The following is a 26,480-nucleotide window of genomic DNA, read 5'->3' on the forward strand; positions in this document are numbered from 1 at the left end:
AAATCCTTCCAAAAAAGACACTTCAGCAAGAATATCGCTATACCCTTGCTCAACAAACTTTATACGATAACATTGGAAATAACTTAGATACCAAACGAAACACACTAACACCCTCTCTTGTGCCTATTTAGAATCACCAATCATTTTGATACTATATATAGTATATACTCTCTCTCTTTCGTCAAGGAGAATTCAACCATTATTTTGAATTGTCCACGATCTTCCCACTAAAATATTCAACACTCAAAATTATGTAATAATATAACATTTTATTGACAAACGTTATATTATTACATAGTTTCCAAAATAATAAGCAAAGATGGTATAAGTTATGGATCTGAACTTTAAAAAGACAACATTAGGCTATGGGAATAGAATAGCGATCAAGGGTTTTTCAGCAAAGTTAAAAGCGGGTTCCTTGGTCGCAATAACAGGTGATAACGGTGCTGGAAAATCAACATTGCTCAAAGCCATTGCCGGATTGATTAAACCTCTTAAAGGAAAAATTATAAAACCCAAAAAAAGCCGCATTGCTTATCTTGCTCAGCAATGTGATATAGACCAAACATTTCCAATTGATGTGAAAACACTTGTAAAAACAGGACTATGGTCTTTTTGTGGATTATGGAAAAACCAGCGCCCTTATGATTCTAAGATTCAGAATGCGCTTGAAATGGTTGGGCTCACAGAACTTGCCACCCGTTCGCTTGAAACATTATCAGGTGGGCAATTACAACGCGCCCTTTTTGCACGTATCATTGTACAAGATGCCGATATTATCTTGCTTGACGAACCTTTCAATGGTATCGATCGCAATACCCAAAAAGACCTTCTTGCACTGATCACGTACTGGAAACAGCAAGGGCGCACAGTTCTCACAGCACTCCATGACCCTCTCGTCGTGCAAGAATTTTTTCCTCAAATGATTCAAATTAATCAACAAAACGCCTTTTATGGAGAAACAACACAGTTTCTCGACAACACCATTCATCACATTATGCCCCCTCTCACCGCTAACCCTTTGTGTATTAGTGCACGAAAGCTCCTCCTTCCTATTAATGATTCTCTCTTTCTTAGGTTATAAGACGTGTATGCATTTTTCCTTGCCCCCTTTGTTGATTTCCACTTTATGCAAAATGCCCTTATTGGCTCTATTCTTCTCTCTATGAGCGCTTGTCCTGTTGGTGTCTTTTTGATGCTCCGTGGAATGAGTTTGACAGGAGATGCTATCTCTCATGCCATTCTTCCCGGTGTTGCAACTGCTTTTCTTATTTGCGGCTTTTCCCTCATATCTATGACACTTGGTGGTATTTTCGCTGGCATTATCGTTGCTTTAGCAACCGTTTTAATTTCACGAAATAGCTTTCAGAAAGAAGATGCATCTATGACCGTCTTTTATCTTATTGCACTCGCAGCAGGTGTCATTATTATCTCACTGAAAGATTCAACTATTGAACTGCTTCATCTCTTATTCGGATCGGTTCTTGCAATTGACACACAAGCTCTTTGGTTGATCACCATCATAATGCTGATCACACTCTGCAGCCTTTTTATTTTCTGGCGTGCGCTCGTCTTAGAAAGCTTTGACCCCCTCTTTTTTAAATCACTCTCTCCATTGAGTAAATATATCCATATTTCATTGCTAGGACTTGTGGTGTTGAATCTGGTTGGGGGCTTTCAATCACTAGGAACATTACTTTCCGTTGGCATTATGATGATTCCAGCGATTACAGCCCGTTTTTGGTTTTCACGCTTAGGCCCTATTTGCGTGCTTTCCACTCTTTTTGGAATCATTTCTAGCGTATGTGGTCTTCTACTTTCTTTTCATCTCTCACTTCCCTCTGGCCCTGCTATCATCATTGCCGCAGGATTTATTTACCTTATTTCCTGCCTCATAAGTCCACGAGGTTTTATTGTAACATGGTTTCCCCACCTCTTTTATACTTCCTCACTTTAAGGAAAAACTATGCCTAAGTTTACTCAAAAATTTGTTCTGCTTGGTGTTTTATTGTTTGCCCTTTCTCCCTTTTCTGCTTCTGCACACAATAAAATAAAAGTTGTTGCAAGCTTTTCTATTCTTGCAGATCTCGTAAAAAATGTAGGAGGCGACAATATCTCTATGACCACTTTTGTAGGACCCAATGCAAATACCCACACTTATGAACCTACTCCTCATGATGCTCAAGCTCTTAGAAACGCTCAGATTATTTTTATCAATGGACTTCATTTAGAGGGGTTCATTGACCGCCTCATTACAGCAAGCGGTACAAAAGCACTTCTTGTCGAGGTTAGCGCTAACATTCCCCCCCTCAAAATGAAAAATCAAGAACATGGTGCCCATCACCACCATCACAGCATTATTGATCCACACGCTTGGCAAACAATTCCCAATGTCGAAATCTATGTGAATAATATCGCTGCTGCTTTTTGTAAAATTGATCCACAATCTTGTACGCGCTACAATAAAAATGCCGAAATCTACATCAAAAAGCTTAAAATGGCACAAGATACCCTAAAAACAAAAATTGCTACCATCCCTAAAGATAAACGTATCATTATCACATCTCATGATGCTTTTGGCTATTTTGCCAAAGAATATGGTTTCACTATCCTTGCACCCCAAAGCGCTTCAACAGAAGCTGAAGCAACCGCAGCTGATGTTGCTGAACTTATCAAACAAATTAAAGCGAATAAGGCCGCAGCATTATTCGTTGAAAATATCTCTAATCCCCGTCTCATAAAACAAATTTCAAAAGAAACAGGTTTAAAAATTGGTGGAACCCTTTATTCTGATGCGTTGTCAAACGAAAATGGCCCTGCCGCAACTTATCTCGATATGATGGAGCATAATGTGAATACCATCATTGATGCCATCACAAAACAGTAAATTATCATTATAAATCAATCTATTGCTGTTAAGTAGAACGTAGCTATTTTTGTACAAAATACTCAGAATACCGTCCTGTTTTTATAGATAAAATGGACTTTTTATATCAGCGATCAAAGCTAAGATATGGGGACTTAATGCCAACATTTGAGAATAATTTTCTCTCTTTATTTTTCTTATTTATCCTTTATAAAACGTATCAATTATCTCATCAGAAAAGATGATGATAAGACACTGTTTTTTATGAACAAAACACTTTTCTAAATCAGCAAAAATACGGTTCATAAATTGTTATGGCTATTCATTTCAATGAAAAGAACTTTATTATGTTTACAATAATGTTCTTCTTATAGAGCCTAAAAAGATAAAAATTTATTCATATGAGTGTTTCGACATTCTCGGTATCATGTGACAGTGGGTCATTATAAAACTTTTAATTTTTTTAATTTCAACGGTTACATTCTGATTTTGTGAATATAATCGAGAAAGCCAAAACACAACATTATCATGACGCCGTATGAAAGAAAGTCCTATCACATCAATTAATGTTTACTTATTCCTTGTGCGCTTTCCAGTATTTTTGTTAAAGGTATGAAAATCTTGGTGAGTGACAGTAAAACTTAGTTTTTGACCATAGTCGTGCGTCAAGCGTTCTTTTATTTCAATCGTAAAAATGATATCATTCCAACGTGTTAAAACATGGCAACCTGTTCCGATCGGCTTGATAAGCTCAATTTTTGTGTGAAAGACAGGTCCTTTATCGGGGTGCTCGCCTAATAAGATTACTTCAGGTCTAAAAGCTAAAAGATTCGTTTCTTCGCTGTAAGAAAATGAATGCCCTAAATGTTGTTCTAGGACATGACGATCAAGAAAATTCATAGGAGGAGAACCAATAAAATCAGCAACAAATGTGGTTGCTGGAGTGTCATAAATTTCCATTGGTGTTCCAATTTGTTCGATAGCTCCTTTATTTAAAACGACTATTCTATCAGCTAATGTCATGGCTTCTAGTTGATCATGGGTAACATAGAGGCTGGTTGTTCCTAATGAACGCTGTAGCGTTTTTATCTCAATACACATTTGTGCCCGTAATTTTGCATCTAGGTTTGAAAGAGGTTCATCAAAGAGAAAAACACGGGGTTGACGTACAATCACACGCCCCATTGCAACACGCTGACGTTGTCCCCCTGATAATTGTCGTGGTTTACGATCAAGAAATTGTTCTATCTCCAAAAGCTTTGCAGCATGTGCAATGCGTTTTTTTATTTCTTCTTTCGGAGTTTTACGATTTTTAAGACCATATTCTAGGTTTCCGCGAACTGTCATATGAGGATAAAGAGCATAATTTTGAAAAACCATCGCAATATCACGATCAGCTGGTTCACGATCATTGATCCGTTCGTTATCAATACACAGTTCACCTGAGGTAACTTGCTCAAGTCCTGCAATAATACGCAACAAAGTTGATTTTCCGCATCCTGAAGGACCAACAAGGACAAGAAGCTCTTTATCAGCAACAGTTAAATTTAAGTCATCAATGACCAGAATGCCGTTGTCATATCGTTTTTTTATATTTGATAACTGGATTATGGCCACAATTACTTCTCCGTTTCAATAAGGCCTTTGATAAAAAGCCGCTGCATGAAGATAACAACAAGAACAGGCGGTACCATGGCAACAACCGATACTGCCATGAGGATATTCCATTGAGGATCATGTTGTAGTGATTCGACAATAAGCTGTTTTAAAATAATAAGAATTGTTTGATGATTTTGATCCGTTGTGATGATAAGAGGCCAGAGATATTGTATCCATCCATAAATGAACATAATGATAAATAAAGCAGCGATATTACTTTTGCTGAGAGGAAGGAGAATATCCTTAAAAAATTTAAATGGTCCTGCGCCATCAACACGTGCTGCCTCTAAGAGTTCATCAGGAACAGTCAAAAAAAACTGGCGAAATAAAAATGTAGCGGTTGCGGATGCAATCAGGGGGATAATCATTCCACTATAAGTGTCAATCATCCCCAATTTTGCAACAACCGCATAGGTTGGAAGAATACGAACTTCAACAGGCAGCATCAACGTAACAAAAATAAGAATAAAAGCAGTTTTTCGGAAGGGAAAACGCATGTAAACAATTGCATAAGCAGACAATAGTGAAATAATAATTTTTCCAATGCTAATCCCTAGAGCCATAATGAGTGAATTCAGTAAGAGTGGCCAGAGGTTAGGGAGACCAAGCTGCGCAAGGCCATCACCAAAAATTGTTTTATAGTTTTCCAGAGCATATTCCCCAGGTAAAAGAGGCAGTGTTCCCGAATTAAATGCTGCTGAACTGTGGGTTGATGCAATAATAGCAACATAAACTGGAAAACAAATAATGATAATACCAACAATGAGAGTAATATGCGTTAAAAATTTCAAAAGAGGGCGATTTTCAACCATAATTTGTTTCCTAATATTGTACACGACGCTCAATCCAGCGAAACTGGATAAACGTTAAGACAATAACCATCAACATCAATATTGTTGATTGTGCTGCTGATGTACCGATTATTTGATTTCTAAAGCCATCGTCGTATACTTTATAGACGAGAATGCTCGTTGCGCGCGCTGGGCCTCCAGAAGTTGTGTTGTCAATAATACCAAAAGTATCAAACATAACATAATTGATATTGACGATAAGAAGAAAAAATGTCGTTGGTGAAATTTGCGGAAAGACCACAGTCCAAAATCGTTTAAAGGGACCAGCACCATCAATGGCGGCTGCTTCTATTTGAGAACGCGGAACGGACTGAAGAGCTGTAAGAAAAAAAAGAAAATTGTAAGAAATTTGTTTCCAGCTAGCAGCAATGACAATCAGAATCATCGCTTGAGTGCCATTAATACGATAATTCCATAGCACCCCTATTTTCTCAAGAAGAAAAGGAATAATCCCAATGGTAGGATGAAAGATAAACAACCATAATATACCTGCCAATACTGGAGCAACAGCATAGGGCCAGAGCAAAAGCATTGTATAAGCTTTTTTTGCACAGATCACACGATCAACACAGACAGCCAAAAGAAGTGATATGGTCATTGAAGCGACAGTAACTGAAATAGAAAATACCGCTGTTGTAAAAAGTGATTGCAGATAAGTAGGATCAGAAAGAACAGTTAGATAATTTTCAAAACCAATAAAGGTTGTTGTAAAGCCAAAAGGGTCTTCACGCTCAAAGGAGGATTTTATGGCTTGAGCAGCAGGCCAAAAGAAAAACAAAAAAGTCACAAGGAGTTGAGGAAAAAGCAATCCGTAAGAAAGGAGACTATTTTTAAAATATGCATGTTTTTCTTGCATTCGCAGGGCTCTTTAAATGTAGAGACTTTAAAAAGATAAACAAAAAGGACTCAACTACTTTTGTTGAGTCTTTAATGTTTAACAAAAAAACGAAATTAATGATTGGATTTTTCAAATTCACGCAAGAGTTTATTTCCACGTTCAACGGTCTCATCTAAGCCATCTTTCGGTGTTTTTGAACCACTAAGAACAGCTTCCAACTCTTGATCAAGAATGGTACGGATTTGTGGTAAATTACCAAATCTTATTCCTTTCGAGTTAACTGTTGGTGGATTAAGATTGATCTGTTTTATAGCGATATCAGCCCCTGGCGTTTTTTCATAGAAATGTTGTTTTTTGCTCAATTCATAAGTCGCTTTTGTCGTTGGAAGATAACCTGTTCCTTGATGCCATTTTGCTTGATTTTCTGTTTTTGAAAGAAATTTAAGAAAAGCTGCTGCTCCAGCATATTCCTTTGGAGTATGCCCCTTAAACGCCCAAATAGAAGCTCCCCCAATAACTGAATTTTGTGGTGCACCTTCTGCATCCTTATAATACGGTAACATACCAACACCCACATTAAACTGAGCTTCAGAAACAATTCCAGCATGTGATCCTGAAGATTGCATAAAAATTGCACAGTTTTGTGCCATAAACATTGGTGTTGAATCTAATGCGCCTGCAGGACCACCATAGCGGAAAATACCTTGATCAGACCACCTTTTCAGGTCTGTCCACATTCGTACTTGTAAAGGCCCGTTAAATGTAAGCTCTGAATCAAATCCTTTAAAGCCATTTTGCTTCGTTCCAAAAGGAACATTATGCAAGGCTGAAAAATTTTCTATACCAATCCATTGAGCTGCATAAGCCATGGTAAAACCGCATGTTGCCGCTTTAGTCTCAAGAATTTTTTTAGAAAAATCTTCTATATCTTGCCATGTTTTAGGGGGCTGTTCTGGATCAAGTCCTGCTTTTTTAAAGATATCTTTGTTGTAATAAAGGATTGGTGTTGAAATATTGAATGGCATAGAGATTATATGCCCCTGTTCATCCGAGTAATAACCGCTAATAGCAGGAAAATAATCTGTAGGATCGAATTCTTGTTTTGTATCAGCCATAAGTTGATAAAATGGATAGATCGCGCCTTTTGCTGCCATCATAGTTCCAGTACCAACGTCATAAATTTGGGCAAGAACGGGCTGTTTCTTTCCACGAAACGCTGCAATAAGTGCGACCAAACCCTCCTCATACTCGCCGCGAAATGAAGGCACAACTTTATACTCAGATTGGCTTGCATTAAAATCGTTAATGAGACTTTCAGTTTGCTTTCCTAATTCACCACTCATAGAATGCCAAAAGCTGATTTTCGTCTGCGCAGAACTTGCTGTTATTCCAGCTGTGGACATTATGATAGCAACCGTAGCCGCTATGAAAAGATAAAAACGACTCATGGTTCACCCTTTCTGAAGTGATGAAATACAAACTACCCCTGAATTTATAGTATTACACATGAACATGCTATGACAATTTTATTTCAGAAATACACCCTCTCATTTAAACAGGAACCACCAAAAGGTCAAATGAATTTGTGTAGATTTATTCGTTTTCTTTTATAAGCTTTCTTATGGTTTAAAGAGATACGCGTTTGTAACGAGCTGAAAAAAGTGAGATGACCTAAACAAGCACGGGAATAAGTAAAAAGATATAGATCGTAAATGTCATTTAATGATAATGACTTTGTAATATATATAATATCTGGATTTACTTTTTTCAAAAAAGAATTGTTTATTCTTTTGTTATTTGTCTTACAATTTTCGGCTTATAACCTTAACACGATGTTGCTGCTGAATTTAATGAAGAGACACATAGAATTTTTCTTAAAATTAAGAAAATCATTTTGAAGCGCTTAATAGTCTCCTTCCCCGCAATGGGATCACACCTTTTATGCAAAACAAAATGATATATTGTATGACCAATTTCCATGCCGTTAAAAAATCTTTTAATACATCTACATTTCATGATAGCCCCTATAAAACAAGCCATAAAACCTCTCCGCTAAAGTATATAAGACTTTTTGTACGTCATCATTTTTATACTTTATAAAAGTGCAAAACGATACCATCATACGATGCCCCTCATCCTTCAATAAGCCTTGCTTTTAAGAGAGTTTAAATGAATATTTTATTTTTTTTCAATAGCTTTTTATCCACACATCAATTCCGCTCGTAATATGCAAATGAATGATTTTGCTTGATTCATTGTAAAAAATTTGAAGTGAGAAAATCTTTTGATATTAAGAGCTCTCAACTCAATATAAAAAGTATTGAGTTATCATTAAAAATCAACGTGTTATTATTGCGCAAAAGAAAACACTTCCTACTTTTTTCCATGAGGCTAGCTTTATGAAGGGACAGTGATTTTGTAGAAGTATATTTTTTTACCTTTGTGCACGCAATTGCAATGCAAGATCCGGTTGATCTGTCGTAATGTAATGTACAGGCATATTAAGCCAATGTGATAACCGAACTTTTCCGTTGATTGTCCATACTCCTACAGTAAAACCAGCTTCAAGCGCTGCTTCAATAAAATCCTGTGAGGCAATGGAACCATCTAAACTTAAATCAGAATACCCCAATTGTTTCCATTCAGAAAAATGGCGATACATATCACCTTCAAAATTATCAACACATGGACCAGATGGTATGCCTGCTTCAATAAAAGGACGAAGGATCAAAGGATCAAAACTAATGGCAGAAACCCGTTCTGATAAATTTCGACTTTTTATGAGTGCAAGCGCTTTTTGGGATAAGATTGTTTCACGCTCCACTTCACCACATGTTTTGATTTCAAGATGCAAACCAACATTGGTTGGTGCTAAAAGATCAAGTACTTCTTCTAATAAAGGAGGTGCTTCTTGGCTTCCTTTCACACAGAGTTGTTTGCGTGTTTCATTATCAATATTGTGAATATATCCTTTTTTGCCAACCAATTGATCTAGACGGAAATCGTGAAAAACAACCACCTCACCACTTTTAAGCAAATGAACATCACATTCAACTTCATCAACACCTAACGCTATAGCGTTAATAAATGCTGAAAAGGTATTTTCAGGATAAAGATGCGCTCCACCACGGTGTGCAACAATTTTTTTCTCAGACATGCAAAATTTCATACTTCCCAATTTTAAATGACAATGGTTTAAATGACGTTGGCTCTCAATAATATTAGCGTATAGATTTTCAGATAAAAGTTTATACCCTATAAATGAGCACAATTATTTTTTAAGATTTTTTCTACATCTTTCTAAATATAAAACCCTTAATCATATTTTATCCTTAAAAATCTTATCCTTCATTTCAATTATTCCCATTCAATGGTCCCAGGAGGCTTTGAGGTTACATCATAAACAACACGATTAATCCCTCTAACTTCGTTAATAATGCGTGCTGCCGTCTTACTTAAAAACGCCATATCATAGGGATAAAAATCAGCAGTCATTCCATCAACAGATGTGACGGCACGAAGAGCACAAACAAATTCATAAGTGCGACCATCGCCCATCACACCAACAGTTTGAACAGGAAGAAGAACAGCAAAAGCTTGCCAAATTTCGTCATAAAGACCGGCTTTACGGATTTCCTCAAGATAAATAGCATCTGCTTCACGTAAAATTTCTAATTTTTCACGGGTCACAGCCCCTGGACAGCGAATTGCAAGACCAGGTCCTGGAAAAGGATGGCGACCAATAAACTGCTCGGGTAACCCTAACTCTCGCCCTAGCAAGCGAACCTCATCCTTAAAGAGCTCACGCAACGGTTCTACAAGTTTCATATTCATCTGTTCTGGTAACCCCCCCACATTATGATGGCTTTTAATGGTTACCGATTCACCAATAGCAGAGACACTCTCAATAACATCTGGATAAAGTGTTCCTTGTGCTAAAAACTCTGCACCTCCTATTTTTTTCGTTTCTTCTTCAAAAACTTCAATAAAAAGGCGACCAATCGTTTTGCGCTTTTTTTCTGGATCTGTCTCGCCTTCTAAAGCATTAAGAAATATATCGGCAGCATCAACGTGAATAAGCTCTATGTTATAGTGATCGCGAAATAATGTAAGAACTTCCTGTGCCTCATTCTTACGCATTAATCCATGATCAACCAAAATACATGTCAGTTGATCTCCTATGGCTTCATGAAGGAGTACCGCTACAACAGAAGAATCCACCCCTCCTGAAAGACCACAAATCACGCGACTTTTCCCAACTTTTTGTCGTATCGTAGCAATTGCCTGCTCACGATAAGAAGCCATTGACCAACTACCTTTAATAGCAGAAATTTTATGAATAAAATTTTGTAAAAGTTTTGTACCATCTGGTGTATGGATAACTTCAGGATGAAACTGTACCGCATAAAAACGTCTTTTCTCATCAGAAATAGCCGCATAAGGAGCTCCTTTTGAGGTTCCTATGACACGAAAACCTTCTGGTAAAGCTGCCACACGATCACCATGGCTCATCCATACTTGATAATGAGAACCTTTTTCCCACACGCCATCAAAAAGGGTACTCTCCTCTTGGATTTCCAAAAAAGCACGACCAAATTCACGCTCATGTCCAGCTTCAACCTTTCCTCCAAGCTGAACACACATGACCTGCTCCCCATAACAAATACCAAGAATCGGAATACCTGCCTCAAAAATTTCCATTGGAGCACGTGGCGACCCTTCATCAATGACGGAATAAGGACTTCCTGATAAAATAACAGCTCTAGGATTTATGCGGTGCACAGCTTCTAAAGCCAATTGAAAAGGAACAATTTCACAATATACCCCCATTGCTCTTACACGTCGTGCAATAAGTTGTGTAACTTGTGAACCAAAGTCAATAATAAGAACAGTGTCTGGATGTGATATGCTCATAGAAAACCAATCAACAATTGTAAAAGAGAACTCATGAGAGTTATGATTCAATCTTTCTCTTTTCACAAGCCTGTTTTCTTAAGAAAAGAATTATTCTTGTAAAATTTATGATAAAAAATGCAAAAATATAGATCAATGTTTTTTTTGCAACACAGATAAAAAGAAGCCATCTGTTTGTGTTGTTGCAGGCGATAAAGTCAACCCATAATTTGAAAAAACTGGTTGCACAGGAGAAAAACTAAAATGTTTCTGCCAAAGCACTTGCATCTCTATTGGAGAAAAATGAGAATGTTGTTGAAGGAAATGGGAAATTTGTTCCTCATTTTCATCTGCAAAAAGAGAACAAGTAATATAGACTAAGCGCCCATTTGGCTTAAGATATTCTATCGCCTCATTCAAAATAGCCCTCTGTTCTGTTTGGCGTTGTTTTACCTGCTCTAATGTTAAACGCCATTTCGCATCTGGACGACGACGCCATGTTCCTGTCCCACTACAGGGTGCATCTAACAAAACTCTATCCATCTGGCCTATTAGGGACTTCAGTTCTTCTTTTTGTACTCGTGTTTGTACATTACGAACACCAGCGCGTCGAAGTCGATCAAAAATAGGCGCTAGGCGTGCTTTATCAAAATCATAAGCATAAATTTGCCCACGATTGTTCATATCGGAAGCTAAAGCTAATGTTTTGCCACCAGCACCTGCACAATAATCTAATACCTGCATGCTTTCTTGCGCTTCCACAAGATGAGCAACAATTTGAGACCCTAAATCCTGTATTTCAAAGTGCCCTTTTTGAAAAGCTGGTTCCACTTGAACATTGGGATGGCGATCAAATTTTTCAATCGGTGCAACTCTTAAAGCTTGCCGAAACCATGAAAAAGATTGTAGTTTGGTTTTTGCTAACTCTTTCAGCACCTTTTCTGGTGTTGCCTTTAGGCTATTGACTCGTAGATCTAAAGAAGGACGCGTTGCTAACGCAGCAGCTTCCACGATCCAGTTGTCACCAAATAAAGGACAAAGATGTGCTTGACACCATTGAGGAATATCACCACGAATATAGTCTGGTGCATCCACTAATTGCCGCTTTTGCCACGATTTGCGCTGTTTATCCTCTAATAACTGCGGTGCAAACCGATCTCCTTCTAGCGCACGATCAATTTGCTCCAGCGTCATTTTTCCCGTATCTAACAAGGTAGCAAAAACAATGTCCCGAATATCATCACTCTCCATACGCCATTGTAAAGAATATCGTCGTCTTAAAACATCATAAACGATTGTACCAATGGCTGCACGATCACCTGCTCCAGCAAAGCGATGAGAAAGCCCCCAATCCTTTAAAGCTTCTCCTACGGGGCGATGCCTCATTTCTATCTCTTTGAGAACATCTATTGCTGCTTGCAAACGCCCACCTAATCGCATTCATTTCTCCCATTAAAATAATAAAATTCTAAATCGTTTATATTATCTTCTTATTGCCAATGAAATCTGGTCAAAGCTCTCAAAAATTTACATTCACTTTTAAAATGATCTGAGCATATTTTCTATAAGATCCAATTGAGTGTATCTAGATTTTTCTTTTCATTTTTTGCCCATTGGCTTTTTACCCTTCTAAAATACATAAAATCCTCTTACGCTAAAAGATACGCTGCCATACATAAAAAACTTCTTTCCATCATGCATTACGAAAAAAACAAACTCTTTATTATTGCGTAAAATGAAATTTTCTCGACTTATATAAACAACAGGGAAAATCAAATATCTTCCATCTTGAAAATATTATCCCTCTGAAAAGCTTCTAACAAGATCAGACAAGCTCATCTTATTCTCAACCAAAAATTAACTTTTTAGAAAATGCTTGGAACCACTATTTGGCATGACCGTTTTTACTATACTGGCAACTGCCAGATAATTTAAAAGGAGAAAATAATGACTTATAATAATGGAAAAACAACTTCATCTAAAAGCCGTCATAATACAATGCCCTCAAACAATGGAAAGAAATCCGTCCAAAGTGATCAGGCAAACACTCGCCAACGTGCGTCAAAGACAGGACGCAAGACAACAAAAAGTTAATTCTAACTTTATATAATTTACTTCACACAAGTCTTAACAGAAAGAATTAGAGTTTTAGCCTCTAATTCTTTCCTTTTCTGAATTATGGTACCAAATTATAAACAGAAAAAAGGGCCGTCTCTCTTCCTTATTCTCGGAAGATGTCACATCTATGCAATAGTGACGCTAAGCTCTTATTCCTTCAAACTGGACCCCGGTAATTTGGACTTTCCCGTGTGATCGAAACATCATGCGTATGACTTTCATGGAGTCCCGCATTGGTAATACGAACAAACGTTGCTTTTTTACGAAACTCTACGAGATCCTTTGCCCCAACATAGCCCATAGAAGCACGCAGTCCACCAGCAAGCTGATGGAGAACTGATGCTATAGGACCTTTATAGGCCACTTGCCCCTCCACACCTTCAGGAACCAACTTCAATTCATCACGGACATCATCTTGAAAATAGCGATCTGCTGATCCTCGTGCCATAGCACCAACAGATCCCATACCGCGATAGGCTTTAAAAGATCGACCTTGATAAAGATAAACTTCACCAGGACTTTCTTCTGTTCCCGCTAAAAGAGAACCGATCATCGCTGCACAAGCTCCACCCGCTAAAGCTTTAGCAAAATCACCCGATGCTTTGATCCCACCATCTGCAATGATAGGAATACCCGCTTTTTCCGCAACTTCTGCAGCATTCATAATAGCTGCAAGTTGAGGAACACCAACACCAGCAACAATACGCGTTGTACAAATAGAGCCAGGACCAATACCAACTTTTACCGCATCTGCACCACTGTCAATCAATGCTTGCGTTGCTTGAGCAGTTGCGACATTCCCAGCAATAACGGCTGGAGAGCAAGCCATCTTTTTAATCCGTTCAACAGTTTCTAGCACACGCTGAGAATGTCCATGCGCTGTATCAATGACCAATACATCAACACCTGCATCAATAAGGCGTTCAGCACGTTCAATCCCATCATTCCCAACACTACTCGCCGCTGCAACACGCAGACGTCCTTGAGAATCTTTAGCCGCATTTGGATTTAATTTTGCTTTTTCAATATCCTTAACTGTTATCAGACCAACACAACGATTTTGTTCATCCACAACCAATAATTTTTCAATACGGTGATGATGTAAAAGATATTTTGCCTCACTGAGTTGAACATTTTCACGCACTGTGATCAAATTCTCATGCGTCATTAATTCATAAATTTTTTGTTTTGGATCTGATGCAAAGCGGACATCTCTATTGGTCAAAATGCCAACAAGCCGTCCAGCAGTAGCACCTTTAACACTATTTTCAACAACTGGAATACCTGAAATGCCATGAAAGCGCATCAAAGCTTTCGCTTCTTCAAGGGTTGCATCAGGTCCAATTGTGACTGGATTAACAACCATACCAGATTCAAACTTTTTTACTTGGCGGACTTCTTCTGCCTGCTCTGCAGAAGACATATTACGATGAATAACCCCAAGACCACCAGCTTGAGCCATAGCAATTGCTAAACGCGATTCTGTTACCGTATCCATTGCAGCGGAAAGTAATGGCAAATTGAGCTTAATATCCGCTGCAATACGCGTTCTAAGATCCACTTGACTAGGCATAACAAGAGAATGACCGGGCTGTAAAAGTACATCATCAAAAGTCAGTGCCAATGCCCCTGTCCCCGTTTCAACAATCTTTGCCATAGCAAAATTCCTTTTATAATAAAACATTATAACAAAACGCCGCAAGAAGCTTTAAAATACATGCGGTTCTCATAGGGTAGATTGGCAAAAAATTATGCCATGCTACAAACAAAATGAAAAGAAAAATAAATATTTTTTTAAAGTGTGGTTTATAAAAATTTACAATTGCGATTCGATTGGTAACCAACTTATTATTTTTGCAAATGCGCGACGCCAAAAATTGCTTTCTGGCTCATAATCAATGCTATATTTTTTTTCATTTTCAATAAAATCCCAATAAATACGATTGTTCTTACCAAGACGAAGATGATAACTCATTTCGCCCGTCGTTTCTTCACAAAACAACAAATCTAGCCTTGCTGTAATCGGAGCACATTCAAAAAGAATGCCCATTTCTGTATTGAGCGCTGCTGACCTGGGATCAAAGTTTAAAGATCCAATAAAAGCTGTTTTACGATCAACTAAAAAAGCTTTGGCATGTAAACTTGCCTTACTCGATCGAAATAATCGTAGCCCATGGGGATTGCCTTCCGCTTTTAATTCATAAAGCTTAACACCACTTTTCAACAGTGCCTTACGATACGGGACATAACCACCATGCACTAATGCTACATCGGTCGCGGCCAAAGAATTTGTGAGAATTTTGACATCAACACCTTTTGAAACCAAATGACTAAAATTCTGCGTCCCAACCTTACCAGGAACAAAATAAGGGGATGTAATTTGAACCGTTTTTTGGGCATTTCCAATAACCTTTGAGAGTACCTTCATAAGCCAATTGCTCGCTTTTTTACGCAATGCTTTTTCTGGAGGATCAGAAAGAACGACAACTTTATCGGCTAAAAATAACCGCCTTCCTGTCTGGATAAAACACTCGAAGTTAATGTGCTCTTTGACATAATCTAAATAAACTTTTGCAACTTTGGAATCCCGAAACTTTCGTAATTTATCTTTCCAATAGCTAAGATCGCTTGCGCTTTTAGGAAGAACCAAAGTATGAATTGGCAAAACAACAGTACTATTCCAAAAATCATCAAAGATACTCTCCACCTTTTTAACAGAGGGACCGATTAACATCAAATCTAAATCTCGAAAATGAGATTCTTCAGCTGCATCAAAATAAGAATCTGCAAGATTACGTCCTCCTACAAAAGCGACCCTGCCATCAACAATAAAAGCTTTATTATGCATTCTCCGTGTTACAGTAATTGCCCGTAATATAATCTCTAAACCACGGCGTAAACCACCTTTTCGCGATCGCCCTGGATTAAACATTCTCACCTCAATATGCGGATGTTTATCAAGCGCAATATAAGCTGGATCACGTGCCTGAGCATTAATATCATCCAAAAGCAGTCGCACCCGAACGCCCCGATCAGCTGCCTCAACTATTTCACTTAATAATAGACGCCCCGTTAAATCATCGTCCCAAATATAATACATCAAATCAAGGCTACGCCCAGCCTCTGCTGCGCCTATTGCACGAACACAAAACGCATCTAAATTGCTGATGATGAGGGAAAGGGCATCTTTATTAACCCCTAAACCATTTTCTTCTTCAGCTAATTGACTAACGATACGATCAAGCTTGGTTTCATCCTTCTGAATAGGCAACGCATAAGAAGATTGTCCCCTAGCATTTTTCACAAAACGCCCATAGGTGTAAATTGCCAACATAGATGCAATAAAAAAAAAGAGAATAAAACCAACAACAATCTGTAAAAGAGTCAAAGAAGATAAACTTTCTATTTTTAAGCTATCGCATCACCCGTGATACGAACCATAATACTAAAATTAATCATTTCATTTTAACCGTGTAGCGGATAAAATGCCACTTCTTGCTTAAGAGAGTATAAATTTAATATCCATGACGTAAAAATTTAGCTGTAATAATTTAAAAGCTTTAAAAAATATCTCTCTATTTTAATAATATATATAAAATGAAACAAACGCTAAAATAGTCCAATAAAATTTATATTTGATTTAATTCTACAAAATCATCCCCAATCAATAAAATTCATAATAAATGATTGTCTTCTTTAAGTAGCCCCACTAACTTTATCAAAAGCCCTTCTAATTTTTTGAAAATCATACTTGTCATCAAAAGAAATTTATTATGAATTCTACTTTTGATCTTGATTTCTTATGGCTCTCAATTCTTCCATTTTTCTATAAAGTGTAGAGCGACCAATATGAAGGCGGCGCGCAATCTCACTCATATGCCCCTTATAATGTTTAACCGCTTTCTCAATAATATCATGCTCCATCTCTGCAAAAGTACGCACATGCCCATCAGTATTCAAAAATTGTATCGAATCTTGTTCATTATCTTCTTGCATATTACCCTCAATGATATTTGGAACACTCATTAATGAATTTCCCATTAATTGGGGAAAATCTCGAACAGTTAATAACGGTCCCTCACTGAGTAAAATCGCACGAAATAAAAAATTTTCAAGTTCATTCCTATTGCCAGGCCAATCATACTGCATAAGCAAAGAAAGAGCTGATCCTGCTAAACCATGCACATGTGATCGCCCTGTTTCTACTATGATGCGATCGATCAAACGTTGTGTAATCTCTGGAAAGTCATCCCTTAATTCTCGTAAAGCAGGAACGCTAATCGATAGATGAGAAAATTGTTCAAACAAACTATGCAAAAAAAAGTTCTCTTTAACCAAGTCCTTTAAACGTGATGTTGAAATAGCAACGATCCGAAAAGGAAAAAGTTTTCCTTTTGTATCTCTTTCCCTTTCTTTAAGATAATGAGCAAACCGTTTTTGCTGTATGGGCTCAAGTCGATCAATATCACAAAGGCAAAGCGTCCCGTTTTCAAGCGAAGAAACCAATGGGAGGAATTCTTTAAACCAATGCTCATTTTCTTCTTCTGGATCAACAATCGCTGAACATTGAAAGCGAATAAAAGTACCCTTTGAAAATAGACCTTCATGATGAATAATCCGAGCTAAGGTCTCACGACCCGTTCCAACTTCACCTTCTATTAAAAGATTCTGTGAAGTCGTTGCTGCTGTTCTCGATTTCTCTAAAACAATCTGCATCGCTCTACTTTTTATGCAAAGATCCGAAAACCGTAAATGATTCTCTTTCTTTCTCCGAATATCTTGAACCTCATGCTCCAAGGCAGAAATAAGAGCAAGAATATCCAAAGTAACTCTTACGCGTAATAATGTTACTGGATGAATCCAATAATCAATGGCTCCAGCTGTTAAAGCTTTCTGGAGTAAATCTTGATTCTCTTGTTGTGCTATCACAACAAGAGGAACAGAAACACCAGCAACTCTAATCATTTTAATCAAATCGCTTACACTCAGATCACTCATAACGACATCAAGGAGTGCAAGCACAATGTTTTTACGTCTGTGTAAAAGATCAATCGTACGGAGGCCATTTTCTGCTTCAATGACACGGTAACCAAAACCTCGGAGCATAGCAGAAAGCTCTATACGTCTTCCATAATCTTCACTCGCAACCAGAATGGGACCAACCATAATGTTAATAATCTCCTTTGAGATTACTCATGAGACTATTCAGCAGCTTAATGTAAAAATTATTGTAAACCATAAGAAATATTTCACCTCTTGTGTCTCACTTGCGCATTTCATCAAGCTGTTAATTAAATACAACATTAAGGCATTTTTTTCTATTTTTTTTGCTTTTTCATTGATTTTTATTAAATTTTTCATATTGACTCATGGCATAATTTAATAATTTTATAGGGAATAGAGAGCAGAATAATCTAAATTAGAGTGAAATAAATGAAACATACCTATCATATTTTATGTCTTACAATCACCGCTTTGCTATTAAATGCTTGTGGCTTTTCGCAATATTATAGCCCCAATGTGTCAACTGGAATTGACGGAAAATGGGTTGATGAGAATGGCATTGTTTCTTCTTTCCACAATGGTGTTTTTGAAACACGTGCTGCAGATACAGAAGAAAAACTATCAGAAGGGGTATATAGTTACCTTAATGCCCAAAATATAGAAATTGAAATACGCTCTATTCTCCGTGGAACAATTTCTAGAGTCAATTGTACAATGTCATATGACGCTACACAACTTCTCTGCACCTCACATACAGGAGCACAGTTTTTCCTTAAACGGAAATCTTCAACAAAGAAAAGGTAAGCTTCTCTTAGTTAAGAACAGAAGGAGCACATATATCAAACAGGGGGTAATCCTTTCTCCTCCTGATAGAAAATCCTCTCTAAAATACGCAGAGAGACCGATATAATCTCTGTCCGTGGGATTTTCTAAACATGACAAAATGCGTAAAGTAGTTATTTTTTCCCACAAAAGATCAGCGAAAAGCCCCTTCACAATAAAACTGTGACTTTGTATCGTTCCATCTATTTTAGCCTAAAATAACATTTATCTGATAGAGAATTTTAATCTAAGCAGCACCGATGCGCAAAAGATCATGAAAATGAACAATTCCTATCGGTTTTTTATCTTCAATCACGAAAAATGCACCAATATGATGATCATTAATAAAAGCCATTGCTGCACCAACAAGTGTATCTGGCTTTACAACTTTAGGATTCTTGGTCATCACCTCATCAACATTAAATTCTGATAAATTAAAATGAATGTTCCGTGCCAAATCACCATCGGTAACAATTCCAATGAGTTCACCTTTTTTATTGATAACACCAACACAACCAAAATGTTTTTCTACCAACACATTCATCGCTTCAGCCATAGCCGTTCCCTGCATAACCAAAGGCATACGATCTCCCTCATGCATAATATCACACACGTATTTAAGGCTTGCACCAAGAGAACCACCAGGATGGTATATTTTGAAATCCGTTGCGGTAAAACCTCGCATTTCTAAAAGAGAAACGGCTAATGCATCTCCCATTGCCAATTGCATAATTGTTGAAGTTGTAGGCGCTAAACCATGGGGGCAAGCCTCTTCTATCTTGGGTAATAAGAGAACAATATCAGCTTGTCGCCCTAATACAGAGTGCTCACTTGATGTCATTGCAATAAGGGGGATACGAAAACGTGCCGCATAACTCATAATGCCACTTAATTCTTGCGTTTCACCAGACCATGATAAAGCAAGAATAACATCATCAGCCCCAATCATACCAAGATCACCGTGATTGGCTTCTGCAGCGTGAACAAAAAAAGCAGGTGTTCCAGTTGAAGCTAAGGTTGCTGCAATTTTGGTCCCGATATGACCACTTTTCCCAAGTCCCGTAATGACCACATGTCCGAGGGCATTTCTAATGGTTTGAACAGACGCTTCAAAAGAAGATGAAAGACTTCCAAGAAAAGCTGCTTCAAGGGCTTCAAGCCCTTGCTTTTCACTGGCAAGTGTTTTAAGCGCCGATGCAACAGCCCCCTGCAAAGCCCTATGAGGAAATGGTATTGTCATAATCAAATTCAATCAATAAAATTAAATGGGAGATCTACATCATTGTTCAACTTTAATGGTTTCTAGTAAATTTTTCAATGAAGCAGAAACACGGCTGTGCATATCAGCACGTGCCAAAGCAAAAGCAACGTTAGCTTCAATAAAACCAGCTTTAGAACCGCAATCAAAAGTGCGCCCTTCTAATTGCAAACCCCAAAAATCCTGTTCGTTTGAAAGCCTTATCATCGCATCAGTTAGTTGAACTTCATTTCCTGCTCCTCGTTCTTGAGTGGAAAGAATATTAAAAATTTCTGGCTGCAAAATATAACGCCCATTGATGTACAAATTTGATGGTGCCGTTCCAAACGCTGGTTTTTCTACCATTTTTGTGATTTCAAAACCATTGGCAATTTGTTTACCTTTCCCCACAATACCATATTTATGGGTTTCTCTAGGATCACATTCTTGAACTGCTATAATATTTCCGCCCCCTATTCTTTCATAAAGGCTCATCATCTCAGAAAGACACCCCTTTTTTGCTTTTATCAACATATCAGGTAATAACAATGCAAAAGGTTCGCCTGCAACCAATTCACGCGCGCACCAAAGCGCATGTCCTAACCCCAAAGGTTGCTGTTGTCGTGTGAAAGAAGTTGTCCCTGGCAACGGCTGTAAACGGTATAAATGTGCCAGATCTTCTTTTTTTCCACATTCAGCAAGTGTTGTATATAATTCAACTTGCGTATCAAAATAGTCCTCAATGACTGCTTTGTTGCGTCCAGTCACAAAAATAAAATGCTCAATGCCAGCTTCCCGCGCCTCATCCACAACATATTGAATAACAGGCTTATCAACAACTGTTAGCATTTCTTTAGGTATCGTTTTTGTCGCAGGAAGAAAACGCGTACCAAGACCTGCTACGGGAAATACTGCTTTCCGGATTTTAGGCAAACTCACCCTCCTCAATGAACTCATATAACCTTTTTATTTATCATATGTTTTTATGAAATAGTAAAAAAGATATCTTATTATTTTAATTATCCTTATAATGGGCAATCACAAATGTAAAAGAGAATATGAGAATTTATTGAAAGTATTAAACAAATTATTTGTTGCAGTTTTTTTCTCTTCTTGATCATATTATCGATTAAACTAAATACAAAATAAAGTTATTGCACATATAATGAATTGAATATTAATGGGGATTTTAAAATGCAAAAAACAGAATTGAAGGCTTTCTCTTTTTTAGAGACGTCAATAAGTCCGAGAACGCTTATTAGGGGCTTTGTCGTTTTTTTGTCTGCTTTTTTAATGTTTTTTGTATCCTTTGCATATGCTGATAGCGGATTTAAACACTGGATTAAAGAATTTAAAAAGACAGCTATTGCTCACAATATTACCCCCTCTACGTTTCATATGGCTTTTAAAGGTGTTAATGCCATTGATCCAGAAGTTTTAAAAAGTGCCGCATATCAACCGGAATTTGTTGCCCCCTCATGGAATTATTTTGATAATCGTGTCCATGATATTGCAATTGTGGAAGGACGGCGCCAAGAAAAAAAATGGAATCAATGGCTTCTTCAAATTGAAGAACGTTTTGGTGTTGACCGCAATATTCTGCTTGCTATTTGGTCAATGGAAAGCAATTACGGAAAAATTTTAGCCAATAAAAGTGTCATGCGTGATACCATTCGCTCGCTTGCAACCCTAGCCTATGCTGATAAAAAACGAGCAAAATATGCACATACACAACTGATTGCTGCTATGAAAATTCTACAAAATGGTGAAATTAAACGCTCTCAACTTACTGGATCTTGGGCCGGTGCTTTGGGGCATACCCAATTTATTCCAAGCAGTTATCTCACCTATGCCGTTGATATGGACAAAGACGGACGACGTGATATCTGGACCTCTGTTCCAGATGCTCTGGCTACTGCTGCTAATCTTCTCCACAAAAATGGCTGGCAACCACACCTTATTTGGGGGGTAGAGGTGAAAATCCCCCAAGGGAAAAATCTTCCTGAAGGGTGGTATTCCTTTGAACAATGGAAAAAATTAGGTGTAAAACGCGCCAATGGGCATCCTCTTCCCCCATTAACTGAACAAGCAATATTAAAATATCCAGATGGAGCCAAAGGACCTATATTCTTAGTCACAAAAAATTTCTTTGTTCTAAAACGTTATAATAATGCAGATCGTTATGCTTTTGCTGTTGCCCTTCTTGCTGATCGTATTGCTGGACATCCTAGATTAGTGCATGATTGGCAAAGACCTTTTCAACCCCTTACCTTCCAGGAATGCAAAGAATTGCAATCTCGCTTAAGTACACTAGGCTATTATAAAGGAAATGTTGATGGAAAAATCGGAACAGCCTCCCGCAAAGCAATTAAAGCTTTTCAGCTGCGTCACGGTTTAAAAGCAAACGGATATCCATCCTCTCAAGTGCTTTTTCTCCTTCGTAAATAATAATGGAGAGCTAAGATTTTGCCTCTTTTTCGTCTGATATACTTGATGTTCTTGCTGTTTGCACTTTCTATTGTGGGGATCATACAGCCCTCCCCAAGTTACGCAACCAACTTTTTCAAATGGTTGTCACAACAAAATAAACCGACACAACAACAACCGCAAATTATAGAACAAAAAATAGACAAGCCGCAAAAAAAAATCGTAACACAAAAAAACATACAAAAATTAAAAAACGAGAATGCAAAGCGCATTCTTGTCATAGGGGATTTTGCAGCTTCTGCTGTTGCCGATGCCCTTAAAAAGTTTTTTACGGATAATAGTGATATCGTTATCATAAACAACACAATGCCGGCTTCCGGTCTCGTGCGAACAGATTATTATTCTTGGCAAAGCAATATTTCTAAACTTATTGATCAAAATAACCCCGATGTCATTATCATAATGATCGGTGCAAATGATAATAAACCCATCAAAGACTCTTATGGCATCATTAATACAGATCAGTCAGAATGGATGCGCATCTACAAACAAAGAATTATCGAAATTGCTGAAAATCTTCATTCCTCTGGAAAATCATGGATATGGATAGGTCAACCTTCTTTTGGAAATGATCTTTTAACACAAAAAATGAAAATTTTTAATGCGCTCTACAAACAAGAAACAGAAACCGCGGGGGGATATTTTCTCGATATCTGGAAAGGTTTTAGTGACGAAAAAGAGAACTTTTCTTTTTCAGGCTATGATATTCATGGAAAAATAGCCAAATTACGCACCAATAATGGCATTCATTTCACCCTTGAGGGAAAGGAAAAACTTGCCTCTTATTTAGAAAAACCATTGAAAAATATTTTAAATTTTCATGCCTTTTCTCATGAAGAGCCATACTCAACCAATCAAGCTATTCAAAAAATTATACAAGAGTCAGAAAATCAAAAGCAAAACAATATTACACGTCAGCCTCCAATGAGTCTCGATAATATGGCACAACAAAATACCCACCTTTTAGGCAAACGAACGTCAAGTTTTATAAAAAAATCATGGTTTCCACCAAATGGACATCAAAAAGATCGCGCTGATAATTTTTCTGTCCCATAATGTCTCTTTAAAAGACAAAATCTGATGCCCTTCATAAACAAAAAGCGAATAAAATAAAAAACTCTGTTTACAGAACCATAAATAAAGAGGGAGCTTGCATAAATTGCAATTACATCTTTAGAATAATATGAAAACGGCATGGTGTTAACCATACCGTTATAGCTTATAGTCCACGTTTGTTCATCATTGCCTCTGGCAAAGGCATTCGTCCCCGAAAAGCTTTATACAGTTCCTCTGGATCGCGACTTCCACCAGCAGAATAAATAAAACGCTTTAAAAGATCAGCAAGCTCTGAATTAAAGGCATCACCTGTTTCTTCAAACGCTTGAAAAGCATCAGCATCAAGTACTTCCGACCACATATAAGAATAGTAACCAGCAGCATAACCATCCCCTGCAAATACATGCATAAAATGTGGAGGACGATGGCGCATAATAATTGTATCAGGCATTTGCAACTTTTCTAATTCTTTATGTTCAAAAACTTTTGGATCAGTGACCGCTTCTCCTTGATGAAAAGCCATATCCACTAAAGCTGATGAGATAAACTCCACCGCAGAAAATCCAGCATTAAATGTCTGCGCCGCTAAAACTTTATTGATTAACTCTTGTGGTATCGGATGCCCTGTTTTTGTATGTATAGCATAAGATTTTAATATCTCTGGTACGGTTAACCAATGTTCATAAAGTTGAGAGGGAAGTTCAACAAAATCACGTGAAACAGATGTTCCCGCTACCGACGGCCATGTGACATCAGAAAGCAAACCATGCAATGCATGCCCAAATTCATGGAAAAGCGTACGGGCATCATCAAGTGATAAAAGTGCAATCTCACCTTTGGGCGGCTTAGCAAAATTACAAACATTATAGATAATAGGTTTTTGACTGCCATCCAATTTATGTTGGGATTGCAGTCTACTCATCCATGCACCAGAACGTTTTGAAGAACGTGCAAAATAATCACCAATGAAATGCCCAAGTAAACTCCCATCAGATTTCTTTACTTCCCACAAACGTGCATCAGGATGCCAAAGTGCAACAGCATTTCTCTCTTCAAAAGTAATGCCAAAGAGTTTTTCTGCTACCCCAAAAGCCGCTTTAATCATACGATCAAGTTGAAAATAATATTTAATCTCAGCGCTATCGAAAGAAAATTTTTCAGTGCGGAGCTTTTCAGCATAATAACGCCAATCCCAAGCGGCTAAAGATTCATTGCTTCCCTGACGGTTGGCAAAATTTTGTAACTCAATTTGCTCAGCAGAAGCCTTCGCTCTTGCGCGCTCCCATACAGGCATAAGCAAATCCATAACGGAAGCAACACTTTTAGCCATGGTATTATCGAGTTTCAAATCTGCGAAAGATTTATATCCCAATAATTTAGCCTGCTCATCTCGAAGCGCAACAATCTCTAAAATAAGGGAGTGATTATCATTCTTGTTATTATTTTCACCACGTTTAGCCCAAGCTTGGAATGCAACCTCACGCAAATCACGACGATTTGAGAATTTTAAAAAAGGTTCAACAATCGAGCGTGCTAATGTTAATGCATAGGCTTCTTTATTGCCTCTTTCACACGCAATTTCCTTCATTGAAGCAATAAGATCTTCCGGTAAACCAGATAAATCTGTTTGTTTTAAAAATAGAATCCATTCAGCTTCATCGTTTAAAACATTCTGCCCAAAAGTAGCATTTAAAAAAGCAAGTCTTTCATTAATTTCCATAAGCCGTTTCTGAGCTTTATTGTCTAGCTTTGCCCCATGACAAACGAACTTTTTCCACCATAATTCAAGAACACGTGTTGTTTCACTCTCAAATATGCCTTGCTGCGACTGTTGATAAAGTGCATCTATTTTTGCAAATATCCGCGCATCCATCATCATTTTTGAAGAATAACGGGAAAGTTTTACAACGAACTCTTGTTCGAGCTGCTGAATCAAAGCATTCGTATGAGCACTGGCGCGCAAGAAAAATATTGAACAGACACGATCAAGCGCTTTGCCACAAAGCTCAAAAGGTTGCAAAAAATCCTCAAGCGTTGGTGGTTCTTGCACCATCGCAATCGCCTCTAATTCTTCTTCGGCTTCTTGAAGTGCCTGTTCAAAAGCGGGTTTGAAATCTTCATCTCTTATAGAAGAAAAATCAGGAAGACCTGAAAATCCTTTCCAGTCTAGCACTGCTGCTTTTGTCATAATATTCTATGTCTCCGTTATAAATTTTAGCTGAAAAAATTATCTTTACGACACAAATTGATAATATACTAAGACTATTTCATGCCTTTCAAAATTACCTTTCAAAGCTCTATTGAATAAAGAATATCTTTAGCTTCATGAAATCAATAAAAATAAGAATTTCTACACTTATTAAACAAAATCTTTGATTTATAATGATAATTTATTGTTTTTTATATTGAATGAGAAACTTGAATATCGTAGGATCCCTTCATTTTAAACCATATTATATCAAAGCAATAAAGATTATTTACTCGCACAACACAATGAAATTGTCTCTTGATAAAAACGCTTGAAGAAAGGCTTCATCTCTACTGTTTACAAAACATTGCTGTAGATTCTTTCAAAAATCGCAAAGCTGTACTAAAGAAATGACGGAAAAATGAGAACTGATTTTTACATTTACGCCTTCATATTATCAT

20 protein-coding genes are annotated in these 26,480 nt (G+C 37.5%); 7 read left to right on the plus strand and 13 right to left on the minus strand.

Annotated features, from left to right (window positions below; all coding sequences use genetic code 11):
• Window positions 1-331 precede the first annotated feature (331 nt).
• Genes PVV70_RS03325 through PVV70_RS03335 form a run of 3 tightly spaced genes read left to right on the plus strand, consistent with a single transcriptional unit; the run spans window position 332 to window position 2,887 of the window.
• Window positions 332-1,084: an ABC transporter ATP-binding protein gene (locus tag PVV70_RS03325; protein WP_273757876.1), complete on the plus strand. Its 753-nt coding sequence runs from the start codon at window positions 332-334 to the stop codon at window positions 1,082-1,084.
• A 3-nt stretch (window positions 1,085-1,087) separates the two neighbouring features.
• A complete protein-coding gene (locus PVV70_RS03330; protein WP_273757877.1) occupies window positions 1,088-1,957 on the plus strand; it encodes a metal ABC transporter permease in 870 nt (289 codons plus the stop codon).
• A 9-nt stretch (window positions 1,958-1,966) separates the two neighbouring features.
• Complete coding sequence (locus PVV70_RS03335; RefSeq protein ID WP_273757878.1) at window positions 1,967-2,887, plus strand: metal ABC transporter solute-binding protein, Zn/Mn family; 921 nt, start codon at window positions 1,967-1,969, stop codon at window positions 2,885-2,887.
• Between the two features lie 549 nt (window positions 2,888-3,436).
• Here the strand turns inward: PVV70_RS03335 and PVV70_RS03340 are convergent.
• The 7 genes from PVV70_RS03340 to PVV70_RS03370 all read right to left on the minus strand — a co-directional run bounded on the left by PVV70_RS03340 (window position 3,437) and on the right by PVV70_RS03370 (window position 12,547).
• Window positions 3,437-4,483, minus strand: coding sequence for a sn-glycerol-3-phosphate import ATP-binding protein UgpC (locus PVV70_RS03340; protein ID WP_273757879.1), 1,047 nt, complete (start codon window positions 4,481-4,483; stop codon window positions 3,437-3,439).
• Between the two features lie 2 nt (window positions 4,484-4,485).
• Window positions 4,486-5,337, minus strand: coding sequence for a sn-glycerol-3-phosphate ABC transporter permease UgpE (ugpE, locus tag PVV70_RS03345; RefSeq protein ID WP_273757880.1), 852 nt, complete (start codon window positions 5,335-5,337; stop codon window positions 4,486-4,488).
• Between the two features lie 10 nt (window positions 5,338-5,347).
• Window positions 5,348-6,232, minus strand: a complete 885-nt coding sequence (gene ugpA / locus PVV70_RS03350; protein WP_273757881.1) for a sn-glycerol-3-phosphate ABC transporter permease UgpA — start codon at window positions 6,230-6,232, stop codon at window positions 5,348-5,350.
• A 95-nt stretch (window positions 6,233-6,327) separates the two neighbouring features.
• Window positions 6,328-7,662, minus strand: a complete 1,335-nt coding sequence (gene ugpB, locus PVV70_RS03355) for a sn-glycerol-3-phosphate ABC transporter substrate-binding protein UgpB (protein WP_273757882.1) — start codon at window positions 7,660-7,662, stop codon at window positions 6,328-6,330.
• A 986-nt stretch (window positions 7,663-8,648) separates the two neighbouring features.
• The gene (locus tag PVV70_RS03360) at window positions 8,649-9,371 is read right to left on the minus strand and encodes a glycerophosphodiester phosphodiesterase (RefSeq protein ID WP_273757883.1); all 723 of its coding nucleotides are present in this window, start codon (window positions 9,369-9,371) and stop codon (window positions 8,649-8,651) included.
• A 200-nt stretch (window positions 9,372-9,571) separates the two neighbouring features.
• Window positions 9,572-11,128, minus strand: a complete 1,557-nt coding sequence (guaA, locus tag PVV70_RS03365; protein WP_273757912.1) for a glutamine-hydrolyzing GMP synthase — start codon at window positions 11,126-11,128, stop codon at window positions 9,572-9,574.
• A 132-nt stretch (window positions 11,129-11,260) separates the two neighbouring features.
• Window positions 11,261-12,547, minus strand: coding sequence for an RsmB/NOP family class I SAM-dependent RNA methyltransferase (locus PVV70_RS03370; RefSeq protein WP_273757884.1), 1,287 nt, complete (start codon window positions 12,545-12,547; stop codon window positions 11,261-11,263).
• Between the two features lie 507 nt (window positions 12,548-13,054).
• On the opposite strand from PVV70_RS03370, the gene PVV70_RS03375 reads away from it, so the two are divergent.
• Window positions 13,055-13,201, plus strand: coding sequence for a hypothetical protein (locus tag PVV70_RS03375; RefSeq protein WP_273757885.1), 147 nt, complete (start codon window positions 13,055-13,057; stop codon window positions 13,199-13,201).
• Between the two features lie 181 nt (window positions 13,202-13,382).
• On the opposite strand, the gene guaB is transcribed toward PVV70_RS03375, so the two are convergent.
• From guaB to PVV70_RS03390, 3 genes are all read right to left on the minus strand, one after another.
• The gene (gene guaB, locus PVV70_RS03380; protein ID WP_273757886.1) at window positions 13,383-14,882 is read right to left on the minus strand and encodes an IMP dehydrogenase; all 1,500 of its coding nucleotides are present in this window, start codon (window positions 14,880-14,882) and stop codon (window positions 13,383-13,385) included.
• A gap of 159 nt (window positions 14,883-15,041) precedes the next feature.
• Window positions 15,042-16,613 (minus strand): phospholipase D family protein, encoded by a 1,572-nt coding sequence (locus tag PVV70_RS03385; RefSeq protein WP_273757887.1) that lies wholly within the window; start codon window positions 16,611-16,613, stop codon window positions 15,042-15,044.
• A gap of 392 nt (window positions 16,614-17,005) precedes the next feature.
• On the minus strand, window positions 17,006-18,391 hold the full coding sequence (locus PVV70_RS03390) for a sigma-54 dependent transcriptional regulator (RefSeq protein ID WP_273757888.1): 1,386 nt from the start codon (window positions 18,389-18,391) through the stop codon (window positions 17,006-17,008).
• A gap of 267 nt (window positions 18,392-18,658) precedes the next feature.
• Between PVV70_RS03390 and PVV70_RS03395 the strand changes: the two genes are divergently transcribed.
• Window positions 18,659-19,033, plus strand: coding sequence for a hypothetical protein (locus tag PVV70_RS03395; RefSeq protein WP_273757889.1), 375 nt, complete (start codon window positions 18,659-18,661; stop codon window positions 19,031-19,033).
• Between the two features lie 265 nt (window positions 19,034-19,298).
• Here the strand turns inward: PVV70_RS03395 and PVV70_RS03400 are convergent, their stop codons facing one another.
• Complete coding sequence (locus PVV70_RS03400; RefSeq protein WP_273757891.1) at window positions 19,299-20,291, minus strand: SIS domain-containing protein; 993 nt, start codon at window positions 20,289-20,291, stop codon at window positions 19,299-19,301.
• Window positions 20,292-20,330: 39 nt separating this feature from the next.
• Window positions 20,331-21,221, minus strand: a complete 891-nt coding sequence (locus PVV70_RS03405; protein ID WP_273757892.1) for a UTP--glucose-1-phosphate uridylyltransferase — start codon at window positions 21,219-21,221, stop codon at window positions 20,331-20,333.
• Window positions 21,222-21,482: 261 nt separating this feature from the next.
• Between PVV70_RS03405 and PVV70_RS03410 the strand changes: the two genes are divergently transcribed.
• Window positions 21,483-22,736 (plus strand): lytic murein transglycosylase, encoded by a 1,254-nt coding sequence (locus tag PVV70_RS03410; protein ID WP_273757893.1) that lies wholly within the window; start codon window positions 21,483-21,485, stop codon window positions 22,734-22,736.
• 18 nt (window positions 22,737-22,754) lie between these two features.
• Entirely contained in the window at window positions 22,755-23,831 is a 1,077-nt protein-coding gene (locus PVV70_RS03415) for an SGNH family hydrolase (RefSeq protein ID WP_273757894.1), read from the plus strand.
• Between the two features lie 163 nt (window positions 23,832-23,994).
• Here the strand turns inward: PVV70_RS03415 and PVV70_RS03420 are convergent, their stop codons facing one another.
• Window positions 23,995-26,019, minus strand: coding sequence for a M3 family metallopeptidase (locus tag PVV70_RS03420; protein ID WP_273757895.1), 2,025 nt, complete (start codon window positions 26,017-26,019; stop codon window positions 23,995-23,997).
• Between the last annotated feature and the right edge of the window lie 461 nt (window positions 26,020-26,480).

It is taken from the genome of Bartonella sp. AU55XJBT (genome assembly GCF_028618525.1).